This is a genomic window from Sphingobium rhizovicinum, assembly GCF_042647625.1.
In the GTDB taxonomy this organism is placed as follows: domain Bacteria; phylum Pseudomonadota; class Alphaproteobacteria; order Sphingomonadales; family Sphingomonadaceae; genus Sphingobium; species Sphingobium rhizovicinum.
Genome location: NZ_JBHRVU010000004.1, coordinates 3392074 through 3404776, shown reverse-complemented (window position 1 = coordinate 3404776; position 12703 = coordinate 3392074). Strand labels below are relative to the sequence as shown.

Annotated in this window: 14 protein-coding genes; 6 read left to right on the top strand and 8 right to left on the bottom strand. The window is 64.0% G+C overall.

What is annotated here, in order from left to right; translation table 11 throughout:
* Positions 1 to 98: 98 nt before the first annotated feature.
* The gene (gene ppc / locus ACFOKF_RS17930) at positions 99 to 2813 is read right to left on the bottom strand and encodes a phosphoenolpyruvate carboxylase (protein ID WP_380797375.1); all 2715 of its coding nucleotides are present in this window, start codon (positions 2811 to 2813) and stop codon (positions 99 to 101) included.
* Positions 2814 to 2906: 93 nt separating this feature from the next.
* Positions 2907 to 3350, bottom strand: coding sequence for a c-type cytochrome (locus ACFOKF_RS17925; RefSeq protein ID WP_449325394.1), 444 nt, complete (start codon positions 3348 to 3350; stop codon positions 2907 to 2909).
* 124 nt (positions 3351 to 3474) lie between these two features.
* Here ACFOKF_RS17925 and ACFOKF_RS17920 point away from each other — a divergent pair, with 124 nt between their 5' ends.
* Together ACFOKF_RS17920 and ACFOKF_RS17915 are read left to right on the top strand one after the other, a co-directional pair.
* Complete coding sequence (locus tag ACFOKF_RS17920) at positions 3475 to 4926, top strand: helicase HerA domain-containing protein (RefSeq protein ID WP_380797374.1); 1452 nt, start codon at positions 3475 to 3477, stop codon at positions 4924 to 4926.
* Positions 4923 to 5390: a low molecular weight protein-tyrosine-phosphatase gene (locus tag ACFOKF_RS17915; RefSeq protein WP_380797373.1), complete on the top strand. Its 468-nt coding sequence runs from the start codon at positions 4923 to 4925 to the stop codon at positions 5388 to 5390. The genes ACFOKF_RS17920 and ACFOKF_RS17915 overlap by 4 nt, the downstream gene beginning before the upstream one ends.
* On the opposite strand, the gene ACFOKF_RS17910 is transcribed toward ACFOKF_RS17915, so the two are convergent.
* Positions 5387 to 6397, bottom strand: a complete 1011-nt coding sequence (locus ACFOKF_RS17910; protein ID WP_380797873.1) for a LacI family DNA-binding transcriptional regulator — start codon at positions 6395 to 6397, stop codon at positions 5387 to 5389. The genes ACFOKF_RS17915 and ACFOKF_RS17910 overlap by 4 nt on opposite strands.
* 169 nt (positions 6398 to 6566) lie before the next feature.
* Here ACFOKF_RS17910 and ACFOKF_RS17905 point away from each other — a divergent pair, with 169 nt between their 5' ends.
* Both ACFOKF_RS17905 and ACFOKF_RS17900 read left to right on the top strand, forming a co-directional pair.
* Positions 6567 to 7073, top strand: a complete 507-nt coding sequence (locus tag ACFOKF_RS17905) for a hypothetical protein (RefSeq protein ID WP_380797372.1) — start codon at positions 6567 to 6569, stop codon at positions 7071 to 7073.
* A gap of 57 nt (positions 7074 to 7130) precedes the next feature.
* On the top strand, positions 7131 to 7799 hold the full coding sequence (locus ACFOKF_RS17900; protein ID WP_380797370.1) for a peptidylprolyl isomerase: 669 nt from the start codon (positions 7131 to 7133) through the stop codon (positions 7797 to 7799).
* A 24-nt stretch (positions 7800 to 7823) separates the two neighbouring features.
* Here the strand turns inward: ACFOKF_RS17900 and ACFOKF_RS17895 are convergent, their stop codons facing one another.
* A complete protein-coding gene (locus ACFOKF_RS17895) occupies positions 7824 to 8060 on the bottom strand; it encodes a DUF2061 domain-containing protein (protein ID WP_380797369.1) in 237 nt (78 codons plus the stop codon).
* Between the two features lie 116 nt (positions 8061 to 8176).
* Here ACFOKF_RS17895 and ACFOKF_RS17890 point away from each other — a divergent pair, with 116 nt between their 5' ends.
* Positions 8177 to 8917 (top strand): DUF72 domain-containing protein, encoded by a 741-nt coding sequence (locus ACFOKF_RS17890; protein WP_380797368.1) that lies wholly within the window; start codon positions 8177 to 8179, stop codon positions 8915 to 8917.
* Between the two features lie 332 nt (positions 8918 to 9249).
* Here the strand turns inward: ACFOKF_RS17890 and ACFOKF_RS17885 are convergent, their stop codons facing one another.
* Entirely contained in the window at positions 9250 to 9435 is a 186-nt protein-coding gene (locus ACFOKF_RS17885; RefSeq protein WP_298396737.1) for a PspC domain-containing protein, read from the bottom strand.
* Positions 9436 to 9776: 341 nt separating this feature from the next.
* On the opposite strand from ACFOKF_RS17885, the gene ACFOKF_RS17880 reads away from it, so the two are divergent.
* Positions 9777 to 10172 (top strand): gamma-glutamylcyclotransferase family protein, encoded by a 396-nt coding sequence (locus ACFOKF_RS17880; protein WP_380797367.1) that lies wholly within the window; start codon positions 9777 to 9779, stop codon positions 10170 to 10172.
* Between the two features lie 12 nt (positions 10173 to 10184).
* Here ACFOKF_RS17880 and ACFOKF_RS17875 read toward each other — a convergent pair whose 3' ends face one another.
* The 3 genes from ACFOKF_RS17875 to ACFOKF_RS17865 are packed head-to-tail and all read right to left on the bottom strand — an operon-like array spanning position 10185 to position 12691.
* The gene (locus ACFOKF_RS17875) at positions 10185 to 10865 is read right to left on the bottom strand and encodes a murein L,D-transpeptidase catalytic domain family protein (protein ID WP_380797366.1); all 681 of its coding nucleotides are present in this window, start codon (positions 10863 to 10865) and stop codon (positions 10185 to 10187) included.
* A 52-nt stretch (positions 10866 to 10917) separates the two neighbouring features.
* The gene (locus ACFOKF_RS17870; protein ID WP_380797365.1) at positions 10918 to 11235 is read right to left on the bottom strand and encodes a hypothetical protein; all 318 of its coding nucleotides are present in this window, start codon (positions 11233 to 11235) and stop codon (positions 10918 to 10920) included.
* Between the two features lie 7 nt (positions 11236 to 11242).
* Positions 11243 to 12691, bottom strand: coding sequence for a L,D-transpeptidase family protein (locus ACFOKF_RS17865; protein WP_380797364.1), 1449 nt, complete (start codon positions 12689 to 12691; stop codon positions 11243 to 11245).
* Between the last annotated feature and the right edge of the window lie 12 nt (positions 12692 to 12703).

The following is a 12703-nucleotide window of genomic DNA, read 5'->3' as shown; positions in this document are numbered from 1 at the left end:
CCGCTGACGAAAATCGGGTTAGACGCGATATGCTTCGGGCGAATGTCCCATTTGTTGCGAACCGCATCACATGGGAGGACGGTTGGGGGCGGCGCGCCTTATCCGCTGTTGCGCAGCGCCGTCGCGATCGCGTTGATCGACAGTTCGATGCCTTCCTTGATCCGCGCATCATCCTCGCCGGCGCGATGGCGTTTCAGCAATTCGACCTGAAGCAGGTTGAGCGGCTCGATATAGGGCAGGCGCAGCCGGATCGACGTTTCGAGCGCCGGGCTTTTTTCCAGCAGGCGCGACTGGCCGGTGGCGGCGAGCAGCCCGTCATGCGCCTGCGCCCATCCTTCGCGGATGCGGCCGAACATCGCATCGCCAGCCGCCTGATCCTCGACCAGCGGCAGATAGCGGGCCGCGATGCCCAGATCCGATTTGGCCAGCACCATTTCCAGATTGGCGAGCGCGGACTTCAGGAAGGACCAGTGCTGCGCCATGTCGGCCAGCAGCGCCTTGTCCTCAAAGGCGGACAGGGCATGGCCCACGCCATACCAGCCCGGCAGCATGACCCGCGCCTGCGCCCAGCTGAACACCCAGGGAATGGCGCGCAGATCCTCGATCGCGGTGCTTTTGGTGCGGCTGGCGGGGCGCGATCCGATCTTCAGGCCGGAAATTTCCTGAATGGGGGTCAGCTGACGGAAAAATTCCTTGAACCCATCCGTGCCGTAGACCAGGTCGCGATAGGCGGCGAAGGCGTTTTTCGACAATTCGTCCATCGCGCCGGCAAAGCGGGCGGCGTCCTTCTGCGAAATGCCCTCCGGCTCCAGACTGGCGAGCAGGGTCGCGCTGGTCATCGATTCCAGATTGGTCATGGCGACGTCGCGCGTGCCGAACTTGGCGGCGATCACCTCGCCCTGTTCGGTGATGCGGATGCGGCCCTGCACGCTGCCCTTGGGCTGCGCCTGAATCGCCTTGAACGCGGACCCGCCGCCGCGCCCGACTGCGCCGCCGCGGCCATGGAACAGCTGCATCGCCGCGCCGGCATCGGCGAAGACCGGCTCCAGCGCCTGGCTCGCCTTGTACAGGCTCCAGGTCGATGTGATGTAGCCGCCATCCTTGTTGCTGTCGGAATAGCCGATCATCACTTCCTGATGGCCGCGCGCCTTCACCACCCCGGCGATTTCGGGCAGGCCGAAATAGGCGGTCATGATGCTGGGTGCAGCTTCAAGATCGGCGATGGTTTCGAACAACGGGATCGCCATGATCGCGGCCTGCGGCGGCGCGCCATCCGCGCCGGCCTGCCACAGTCCGGCTTCTTTCAGCAGGATGTTGACCTCCAGCAGGTCCGACACGCTTTCAGCCTTGGAGATGATATAATGGGTGATGCAGGCGGACCCATAGGTGCGGTGCGCGCTCGCGGCGGCATGGACGATCGCCAGTTCCGACGCGGTTTCCTCACTATAGGCGGAAAAGCGCCCGCCCAGCGGCCGGTTGTTCGCCAGTTCCCGGCGCAGCAGCGCAATGCGCGCATATTCGTCGAGCGCCAGATAGTCCGGTTCGACCCCCGCAACCTTCAGCAGTTCCGCCACCACCCGTTCGTGCACCGCGCTGTTCTGGCGCATGTCGAGCGTGGCGAGATGGAAGCCGAACGTCTCCACCGCGCGGATCAGCCGGCCGAGCGCGCCGCCCGTCGCCAGCGCGCCGTCGCCCTCACTGGCGAGGCCCTGCGCCACCGTCACCAGATCCCGGCGGAAATCCTGCGGGCTGGCATAGGGTTCGCCCTTCAGCGTGGCGGGCCGCGCGGGCTGCGTGGCGGTGAGCGTGATGCAGGTGGCGGCGAGCCGGGCATAAATACCGGTCAGCGCGCGGCGATAGGGTTCGTCCTTGCGGCTGGGCGATGCATCGCCGCTCGCTTGCGCCAAATCCAGCACCGCTTGCGGCACATGGGCGAGTTCGGTCGAGAGCGAGAGTTCCGCGCCCAGCGCATGGAGCGCATCGAGATAATAAGCGATGGCGGCCTGTGCGCCGCGCTTCAGCGCAAATTCCAGTTGCGGCGCCTGGACGAAGGGATTGCCGTCGCGGTCGCCGCCGATCCAGCTGCCGACCCGCAGGAAGCTTTGCGGGCGCGCGCCCAGCACCCGTTCCCACCGGGCGTAAAGGGCGGGCAGGACGGGCAGGAAAGTATCGCGGAAATAGGCGAGGACATTTTCGATCTCGTCGGCGACGAACAATTTTTCGCGGCGCAACGGGCGCGTCTGCCACAAAAGGGCGATCTGGCGGAAAATCGCCTCGTCCAGATTTTCGCCATCCTCCGTTTCGGTGCGGCCGGCATCCTTCAATTGCATCAGGTCGGCGATGCGGTTCTTGTGATCAATCATGCTCTTGCGGCGCACCTCGGTCGGGTGGGCGGTTAGCACGGGAACGATCAGCGATTGGGACAGGAGTTCCAGCACCGCGTCGCGGCTAACCCCTTCCGCTTCCAGCCGGGCAAGGGCGGACGCGACGTCCGCACCGGGTTCCGCGGCGACGCCCTGCCGGTCCTCCGCCAGATTGGCGAGCATCGAGAAGAGCATGAAACCGCGGGTGAAATTCAGCGTATCGTCCAGACTCAGCGCTTCAAGGCCGGTATCCGTCAGGTCCGCGCCCTGCACGCCGCGCGCCCGGTCGACCGACGCGGAGCGGATATATTCGGTCTGTTTGTAGAGCTTTTCGCCGCCATAGGCGCGAATGACGTCGCCCAGCAGCCGCCCCAGATAGCGGATGTCGGGATTCTGCGTGATCGCAGGCGCGGATTGGGCCGCGGGCGTGGCCGGTGCTATGCTCTCCATAATCTGGCAATGCTGCACTGCGGCATGGCGACGGTCAAGGCACTGCTACGCATATTTTGACAGGGCGGCGGCAATGCCTCTTGCTGGAGGGATTCAATCCGATTGTCGGCGCAAATAGGCGATGATGTCCGCCCGATCGAGCGCATCGCCCATGCCGGCAAATTGCATGTTGGTGCCGGGAACGACCCGCCGCGGATTGGCGATCCATGCGTCGAGCGTCGGCGCGTCCCAGCGGCCGCCATGATCGCCCTCGTCGACCATCGCCTGCGTATAACCAAAGCGGGCGCTATGTTGCCCCATCACTTGCCCGAATACGCCATAGAGATTGGGACCGCCAAAGTCGGGCGCGTCCTTGCTTGCCTTGTGGCAACCGGCGCAGGCGCCAAATTTGCGCGCGCCTATGTCTGCGTCCGCCACCTTCAACAGGGCGTCGAGCGACGGATTGGGACCGGCCGCGCGCAGCCTTTCTTCTCTGCGATCATCGGCGCAGGCCGACAGAGAAAGCAGGATGAGGATGGCCGCCATGGAAAATCGCAACGCAAAGACTCCTTCATGGTGCATCCCTTAGCCGATCCCATGGGGCAGTGGACAGCGGACCGATTGTCCCGCCATGCCATCAGCGCCCTTGCACTCCCCCGCCCGCTTGGGCCAAAGGGCGTCAGTGACCGCCAGCATCAGCATAGGAACCGACAGCAACGGCAATGCCGTCGTCGTCGATGTGGAGGAATTGCTCGCCACCCGGCTGCTCGTTCAGGGCAATTCCGGGTCGGGCAAGTCGCATCTTTTGCGCCGCCTGCTGGAGGAAAGCGCGCCGATGGTGCAGCAGGTGGTGATCGATCCCGAAGGCGATTTCGTGACGCTGGCCGATGAATATGGCCATGTGGTGATCGATGCGGGCGACTATAATGAGCGCGAAATCGTCAAGATGGCGACGCGCATCCGCGAACATCGCGCGTCCGTCGTGCTGAGCCTCGAATCGCTGGAGCTGGAGGCGCAGATGAAATGCGCCGCGACCTTCCTGTCGACCCTGTTCGATGCGCCGCGCGACCATTGGTATCCCGCCTTGGTGGTGGTGGATGAAGCGCAGATGTTCGCGCCGGTCGCCGCCGGCGATGTGTCGGACGAAGCGCGCCGCCTGTCGCTGGCCGCCATGACCAACCTCATGTGCCGCGGGCGCAAGCGCGGCCTGGCCGGCGTGATTGCGACCCAGCGGCTTGCCAAGCTGGCCAAGAATGTCGCGGCCGAAGCATCCAACTTCCTGATGGGCCGCACCTTCCTGGACATCGACATGGCGCGCGCGGCCGATCTGCTGGGTATGGAGCGGCGACAGGCGGAGCAGATTCGCGATCTGGAGCGGGGCCGCTTCCTGGGGCTTGGCCCGGCGATAGCCCGACGCCCGGTGGCGGTGAAGATCGGCGCGGTGAAGACTGGCACGCGCGGCGGCACGCACAAGCTGATGCCTCCCCCGGTCGCCACCAGCGAGAATTTTCAGGAACTGCTCTTCGCGAAAGTCGAGGAAGAGGCGCTGCCGCTTCCGCCGCCGCGTGCCGAGCCGCCGGCCCGACCCGCCGAAGAGATTATGCGCGCGCTGGCCGACACGCCATCGGCCAAGCCCGCCGCGCCGGAACTGGATTTCGGCGAGAATGAGCCGGTCGTCATCGCCGTGCTGCAGGATATTGTCGCGGATCTGGGCGACGCCGCGCCCAGCGTCGCGACGCTCTATCAGGATTTCGGCGTGCGCTGCCGGATGAAGGGGCTGAAGCGCTCGCCGCTCGATCTGCCCGCCTTTCGTAAACGCTTCGCCATGGCGCAGGCCGGCATGGCCGATGCTGACGATCCCCGCTGGCAGGATGCCATCCGCGCCGCAGAGCCGGTGCCAGAGGATATGCTGGCGCCCTTCCTGCTGATCGCGCGCGCGGCGCTGGACGGACAGCCCTGCCCGGATGATGTGGCGCTGGCCCGCGCCTATGGCACCAGCTCACCGGGCCGCGTACGCCGGCTGATCGACTATATGGAAAAGCTGGGCGTCATCGTCGCGCGCACCGATTTTTCTGGCAAGCGCTCGATCGGCCTGCCCGGCCTTGGGCTATCGACTGCGGCGGCGGATGGATGAGCCAGCCGGCCATTCTTTTCGTTTGCCTTGGCAATATCTGCCGCTCGCCGCTGGCGGAGGCCGCTTTGCGTGCCGAAGCGGAGCAGGCGGGTCTGGATGTTATCGTGGATTCGGCCGGAACGGGCGACTGGCATGTCGGCAGTCCGCCTGATCCGCGCGCGCAGCGTCAGGCATTGTCGCACGGCATTAACATTTCGGGCTATCGCGGACGACAGGTGCAGGAGCAGGATTTTCGCCGCTTCACTCATGTCTTCGCACTGGATGCGGACAATCTGCGCAACCTGCGGCGCATTCGACCCGCAGATGGCACGGCGCAGTTGCGTCTGTTGATGGATATGGTTCCCGGCCGCGAAGGCAGCGGCGTCACCGATCCCTATTATGGCGAAGAGGCTGGCTTTGCCGTGACGTGGGATGACGTTACCCGCGCCGCCCGCGCCATCATTGCGTCGTTGCAGTCGGCCTAGCTCGATTCCCGCACAACCAGTTCCGGGGCGATCTGGACCGTCCCGGCGTTCTGCCCCTCGATTCGCCGTACCAGCAGATCGACCAGCGCCCGCGCGCCCGCCTCTATATCCTGCCTGATGGTGGTCAGTGGCGGATGTGCGAAGCGGGCCAGCAAAATATCGTCAAAGCCCACGACCGCCATGTCCTGCGGCACGCGCAGTCCCTGTTCGGCGGCGGCGGCCATGATGCTCATCGCCACCACGTCCGACGCGGCGAAGACGCCGTCGGGCCGATGGCCGGCCGCAAAATAGTCGGCCGCGGCGCGAAAGCTCTGGTCGGGCGTCATCGCCGTGGGGACCAGATCGACTTCATCGCGCAGATCGTCGGGCAGCCCGTCCAGGAAACCTTGATGCCGCGCGGCAAATTCCGGTACGCTCACCGCGCCGAAATAGGCCAGCCGCCGCCTTCCGCGTGCGATCAGATGATGGGCCGCCAGCACGCCGCCTGCGACATTGTCGGTCCCCACGGTCACATGCATATTGTCCGCCGATCCCGCGCCCCACACGACCATCGGCCGGTAATGGGCTGCGGCACGGTCCAGCGCGGCGCTCTGGGTGGACTGGCCGACGACAATGATGCCGTCTGCGCGTCCGGCGCGAATGAAGGATCCCAGCCAATCGTCGCCCTGCGGCACGACACGCGACAGCAGCAGGTCATAACCCCGGTCCGTCAGCGCGTCGGCCAGGCATCCGAGCATGGTGACGAAGAAAGGGTCGGCCAGTTGCCGTCCCCGCTCCGGTCCCATCGGCAGCAAGACCGCGATCGCGCCGGTTCGGCCAAGCCGCAGATTTTGGGCGGCGACATTCATGCGGAAACCATGCTGGTCGGCCAGCGCCTGGATGCGCGCGCGCGTACCCTTGTTGAGCGCGCCCTTGCCGGTCAGTGCCCGGGACACCGTGGATACGGACACACCGGCAAGGCGCGCCAGATCGGCAATGCTCTTGAGATGGTCCGCCGGGTCATCCATCGCATGGGAATAGAACAGGACGCGCCAATAGAGAAGAGAATCTCGCATCCAGATCCGGCGTGCGCTGATGCCTCCGGGCATTGCTGGGCACCCCGCTGCGATGTCGGCGGGGGCGATATTTGCCTTTCCGTTGAAAGTGCATATCATTTCCTGAACGAAAGGACGGTGCATGGCTGGCAAGGGAAAGTCGAAGGACAAGGCACGGGCGATCCTGCTGGATCTGGACGCAACGGCTTTGAGCGCGCTGCTGGAGCAGCAGGGCGGCGTAGGCGAATTGCTGGAAGTATCGGATGGGCTGGTCCTGCGCGTTTCAGCGCAGCAGGAAGGGCGCACTATCGTCATCCCCGTTACCCTGCCTGTTTCGGCGCCGGTGAATGCGCTGGAGGCGACGGTCACCGCGCGAAAATCGACATCGCCCACGGCGGCGCAGCAGATGGTGCTTGGCTTCATCTGCGATGATGCTGTCGTGGCGGAATCAACGCATTCGCTGGCGACCCGATTGGACTCCCTCAGCCTTCCATTGCCCGATGGACAGTCAGGGGCCCTGTCGCTGTTCGCTGGGGGCAGCTATGTGCTCCAGCGCGTTGTCCTGACCCATGCTTCCGCCGCCCCGGTAAAGGCTGAGAAGGAAGGCAAGAAGGCAAAGGGCGGCAAGGGTGGCGGCAAGCGCAAATAGCATCCGCCTTGCAGTCTTGCTAAGCGGGCGGCCCTGTCTGTCGAGTATAATGCCCTGATGCCGATGATGTTGCGCTGCCTGCTATCGCTGCTGATTGTCTGTTCCGGTCCGGTTCTGGCTCTTCCAGCGAACAAGCCGACCGCCGGCTACACAAGGGTTGCAATCGACACATCGGTGGGCCGGATCATCGTGGCGGTCGACCAGAAGCGCGCGCCGCGGACGTCGGCCAATTTCCTGACCTATGTTGATGACGGGCGGTTTGACGGCGTTACATTCTATCGCGCCGCCCGGCGCAAGGCTGACCCCAAATATGGGCTGATCCAGGGCGGCATCGACACCGATGCGCGCCGGTCCCTGCCGCCGATCCCGCATGAGCCAACGACACAGACGGGCATCCGGCATCTTGACGCCACCTTGTCCATGGCGCGGCCCAATCGGCCCAATTCGGCGATGGGCAATTTCTTCATCACCATCGGTCCCACGCCCAACATGGACGCGCGGGGCGACTATATCGGCTATGCCGCCTTTGGCCATGTGGTGGCGGGGATGGATGTGGTGAAAAAGATTCTGGCGGTGCCCACCTGCTGCGGATCAGGGCCGATGCGCGGGCAGATGATTATCAAGCCAATCGCCATAGTGCGCGCCCAGCGGCTGGACGGCACGCCCAGACCCTCCCGTGGGGTGAAGCCATGGCTGATCGGTCTCAATCGTAAGACAACGAAGTAGACAGTTGCGCAGCTTTGCGCTTTTTCAGGCGAAGGCCGCCTGATCGCGAACCCACGCCCGGCCGCTGCCCCGGGGCGGGCGAGCCTGAATCTTCTTCCATGCCTGTTCGTGGAAGAAGAAGGCGACGGCGTTGATCATCGGTTCGATGAGCGCGATGCCGCCGGCCAGCGCGACCGATCCGGTCATCAGGTAGGCGACGGTGAAGCCGACGGTCAGGTGGATGGTCAGATAGGTTCCGGTCTTGATGAGGTCGAGCGACATGGGTTGTCTCCTTGTTGCGCCCTCAATTAAGAGTCATTCGCAATAGTGGCCAATGGCTTTTTCCGCTGGCTCTGATCGGGCGGGGCGATCAGAACGGGGAAAACAGGAGATGCGGCATGACCGGACGGATCAGGGTGGGCATTGGCGGCTGGGTCTATGAGCCGTGGCGCGGCAGCTTCTATCCGGTGGGGCTGCGGCAAAAGGATGAACTGGTCTATGTCGGGCAGCATCTGACCGCGACCGAAATCAACGCCACCTATTATAGCAGCCAGAAACCCGCGACTTTCGCCAACTGGGCGAAGGCGATGCCCGATGGCTTCCGGTTCGCGGTGAAGGCGTCGCGCTACGCCACGAACCGCAAAGTCCTGGCCGAAGCGGGCGAATCGATCGCGAAGTTCGTCGGTCAGGGTATCGCCGAACTGGGCGACCGGCTGGGACCGATATTGTGGCAGTTCATGGCGACCAAGCGGTTCGATCCCGATGATTTCGGCGCTTTCCTGACGCTGTTGCCGGCCAGTGTCGATGGCGTTCCGCTGCGCCATGCGCTGGAAGTGCGGCATGAAAGTTTCGACGATCCCGCCTTTCTGGCGATGGCGCGCGAAGCCGGTGCGGCGGTGGTGCTGGCCGATCATGAAAGCTATCCCGCGATCGTCGGCCATGATGTCGGCTTTTCCTATCGCCGGTTGATGCGCACGCAGGCGGACGAGCCGGCCGGCTATGGTCCGGCTGATATGGAGCGCTGGGTTGAGGATGCCCGGCGGCAGACGGAGCGGGGTGATGTGTTCAGCTTCTTCATCAGCGGCGCGAAAGAGCGCAATCCTGCGGCGGCGCAGGCGATGATTGTGTCTCTGGGGTGACACTCTGTTGCATTTGATGCAATCGGAAAGTCACGCTTTGCGATTGTTACAAGAATATGACGGGCCTAATGGCGCGCATCCCTCGTGACGGGGGATTGATTCTTGTAACTATGGAGCAAAATATGCGTCAGATGTTTCAGGGCGCTGTGCTGGCCGTTGCGGTCGGCGTGCAGATGCTGACTTTCTATTCGGTGCTTTATGCCTGATCGCGATTTCGCCGCGATCTTGATCCCGTCTGAACGGGATGCGAAAAGGCCGCTCCTGGGTTAACCAGGGCGGCCTTTTTACTTTTCTATAACTTTGGCTGATGGTCGATGATGGTTCAAAAGCCATCACCCCTCGGCCAGCCAGCCGGCCAGCAGATAGGCCACAACGCCGATCGGTCCCAGCGCGCAGAGCGTCAGCAGCACCAGTGCGACACGGATCAGCGTGACGTCCAGGCCGGTGCGATTGGCGACGCCGGCGCACACGCCCATGATCTTGCCATTGCGACGGTCGAGGGTGAAGCTGTTGTTCATGGTGCTGGCTTTCTGTGGAGAGGATATGGAAGGGGGGATGGCCAATCAGGCGATCGGCGATACCGGCATGGCGGCGCCGATGAACAGGCTGGCGACGATGACGGCGCCGGCAAGGGCGAAAGCGGCGTTCTGGATCTTGGCGATGAACATGGTGAAAACTCCCTGATAAGAGGACCGGATCGTCCGGCCTTGATGTCAGGGGATATTGCAGAGGCTGTGCCAGTTTCGGTTTTTGGCGGAAATCCTCGACTTTTCTATGCTTTCAGCCCGCATAGTTATGTTTTGGATGCAGGTTTTTAGGAAAAAATCCCACCTTCTGGTGAAAATATCGGAGACATGCGGTGAGCGAGGCGCATCTTTTCGTCTACGGCACGTTGCGCGCCGGTTTTGATGGTCCCATGGCGCGGCGCTTGCGGGCGGAGGCGGCATTGGTCGGCCCCGCCCGTGTGAAAGGCGTGCTCTATCGCATCGCGGATTATCCGGGGCTGACGATCGGCGGAGAGCATTGGGTGGCGGGCGATCTGTTCGCGTTGCCCGATGCGGACGCTACACTGGGCTGGCTCGACATTTATGAGGAATGTGCGCCCTCTTTTCCGCAACCGCACGAATATCGACGACAAATCTGCGCTGTCGAGGCGGCGGGTGGCATGATCGACGCCTGGGTCTATGTCTACGCCCGCGATACGGCCGCACTCGACCGGATCGATGGCGGGGATTTCCTGAACCCCCGCGCATAAAGCTTTATTATGTCAGGCGGTGCCCAGCTTGTCCGCATAGAGCATGCGGCCGGGGCCGAGCAGGGCGAGCACTTGCGGCACCAGATGCGGTGCCACCGCAAAGCAGCCTTCGGAGCGGCCGCATTTGCCCCAGGCGGCGACATGATCTTCGCTGACATAGTCGGCGCCATGGACGACGATGGCCCGCGCCTCCGCATTATTATTATGCGGATCGAGACCGATCAGGCGCATGGAGCGTCCATGCTGGCCGACATAGATGTCGCCGGTCCTAAAGGCGCCCTGGCTGCTGGCCAGTGAATTGGGCTCGTTGGAAAAGCTGTGCAGCCATCCCGAATGGCCCGGATCGGAGCCGCGCCCATGCGACACCAGATAGCTGCTGGTCTGCCCGCCGATCAGATCGACGATATGCATGCGCATGTCCTTTGACGGGGCATCGAAATCGACGATCGCCACGCGGTCGCGCAGTTCGAAATGATGGGCATGATTGTCGAGCGCCGCCTTGGCGCGCTCCAACAGGGGCGCATAGGGTTTTTCCGCAACGACGCGGGGCGTTGCGGGAACCGGAGCCAGCTTTGCGGGTTCAGCCCCGATGAGACCGGAATCCGTCGGCAGCGCAGCGCGACCCATGCTGTCCGACAAAAACGAAAAGGCAAGTCCGCTTAAAGCGAACTTCGTAAAATTGCGGCGATCCATGGCCGTACTATAGCAAAAGCGTCGCCCCGGTTGAAGACCGGGGTGCGCCTTCTCATTCGCCCGTTGTACTCGATTCGTCCGCAGGCTGGCTCTGTTCGCCGCCTTCGGGCAGGCGCGACGTCATGCCGGTCGCTTCCGCATCATCTTGAATCTGTTGCTGTTCCGAAATGGAGGGCGGGGGCGCGGCCGGAGTCGCGGCGGCATTATTCTGCACTTCGGGCAGGGGCGCTTCGGGTTCCTCGACCACCATATTTTCGACCGGCGGCTCGACCAGATTGTTGGTCGCGGCGGGTGCTTCTTCTTCCTTCTTGCCGCAGGCGGCAAGGGCGAGGGCGCCGGAAAGGGCGACGATCAGGGCGATCTTGCGCATGGAAATATCAGTCCTTGGAAGCGAGGGTGGGAGAGGGGGCTGCGGTCGGATCGACGCGGCTGCTGGACGCTTCGATCTTGGCGGCCAGCAGCTTGTCCCAGCCATAGGGGTCGGCGCGGAAGCTGACGGTGCCATTATTGCTGGCAAAGGCGGTCCAGTAGAGCAGGTAGACGGCGACCTGCGACGGCAGCGACACGCGCTGGGTCTTGCCCTCGTCAATCAATGTCTGGATCTGGCCGTTCAGATTGGGATCGGCGGCGACCATCTGTTCAGCCAGCGCCACCGGCTTTTCCAGGCGGATGCAGCCATGGCTGGCCAGCCGGTCATAGCTGGAAAATTTCCCGCGCGACGGCGTGTCGTGCAGATAGACGGCGAAGGGATTGTTGAAGTCGAACTTCAACCGGCCCAGCGCGCTGCCTGGTCCCGCCGGCTGGACGATCCGTTCGCCGCCCTCGGGCGTCTTGATGATCTTATAGCCCTGTTTGATCAGCGTCGCCCGTCCTTTGGGGAAGAGTTCCCGCTTTGCGATCGACATCGGCACGTTCCAGGGCGGATTGACCACGATCGAATGGATGCTGGACGACAGCATCGGCGTCTGGTTGGTCGGGCTGCCGGTGACGGCGCGCATCGAACTGACCGGCTGGTCGCCTTCGAACACGGTCAGCACCGCAGCGGCGATGTTCACCTGCACGCGATTGACCGGCAGGCTGCGCGGCATCCAGCGCCACCGCTCCATATTGGCCATGATCGCGGCGATCCGGTCATTCACGCTGACATTGAGCGCTTCCAATGTACGCGCGCCCAACTGGCCGGTCGGTTCCAGTCCATAGCGGCGCTGGGCGCGCTGGATGACGGCGGCCAGATTTTCATTCTGGGTGACGGTGGGGTCTTCCAGCGCGATGCGCGCGCGCACCACATCGGGCGATGTGCCGGCGGTCAGCGTTGGCCAGCCGCCCTTGTCGCGGATCGCCTCATATTTGGCCAGGCCCTTGCGCAGCGTGTCATATCCCGACCAGGGCGGGGTCAGCCCATTGGCCCATTGTTGCAGTCGATCCTCGCTCACCGCCTTCGCCAGCGCCGGGCGCGGATCGACGGCGGCCGGGCGCAGCGCCCAGACTTCCAGGAAATCGGCGGTGTCGACCCGGCCGGTGCCCAGCGCCTTGGCGCGATCAAGCAGCGCGCTCACCAGAGCATCGCCCTTCAGCGCGGCGCTGGCCTTGCTGCGCGCCATCAGGCCCTGCGCCACGCCGGTCTTCAGCCATTCATTGGCCCAGCTTTCCTGCGCGGGCGACAGCGCCGGGATTGGCACGGGCGGTGGCGGCGCGGGCAGCGGCTGGACGGTGGGGGGCGTGATCGTCGGCGTCACGGCTGGCGGCGGCGTCTGCGCGGCAAGCGGGGCGGCGAGGAGGCCAGCGACAGCCAGCAGCGGGAAACGGATCAAATCGGGACGGTTCATGCTGGACCAGAT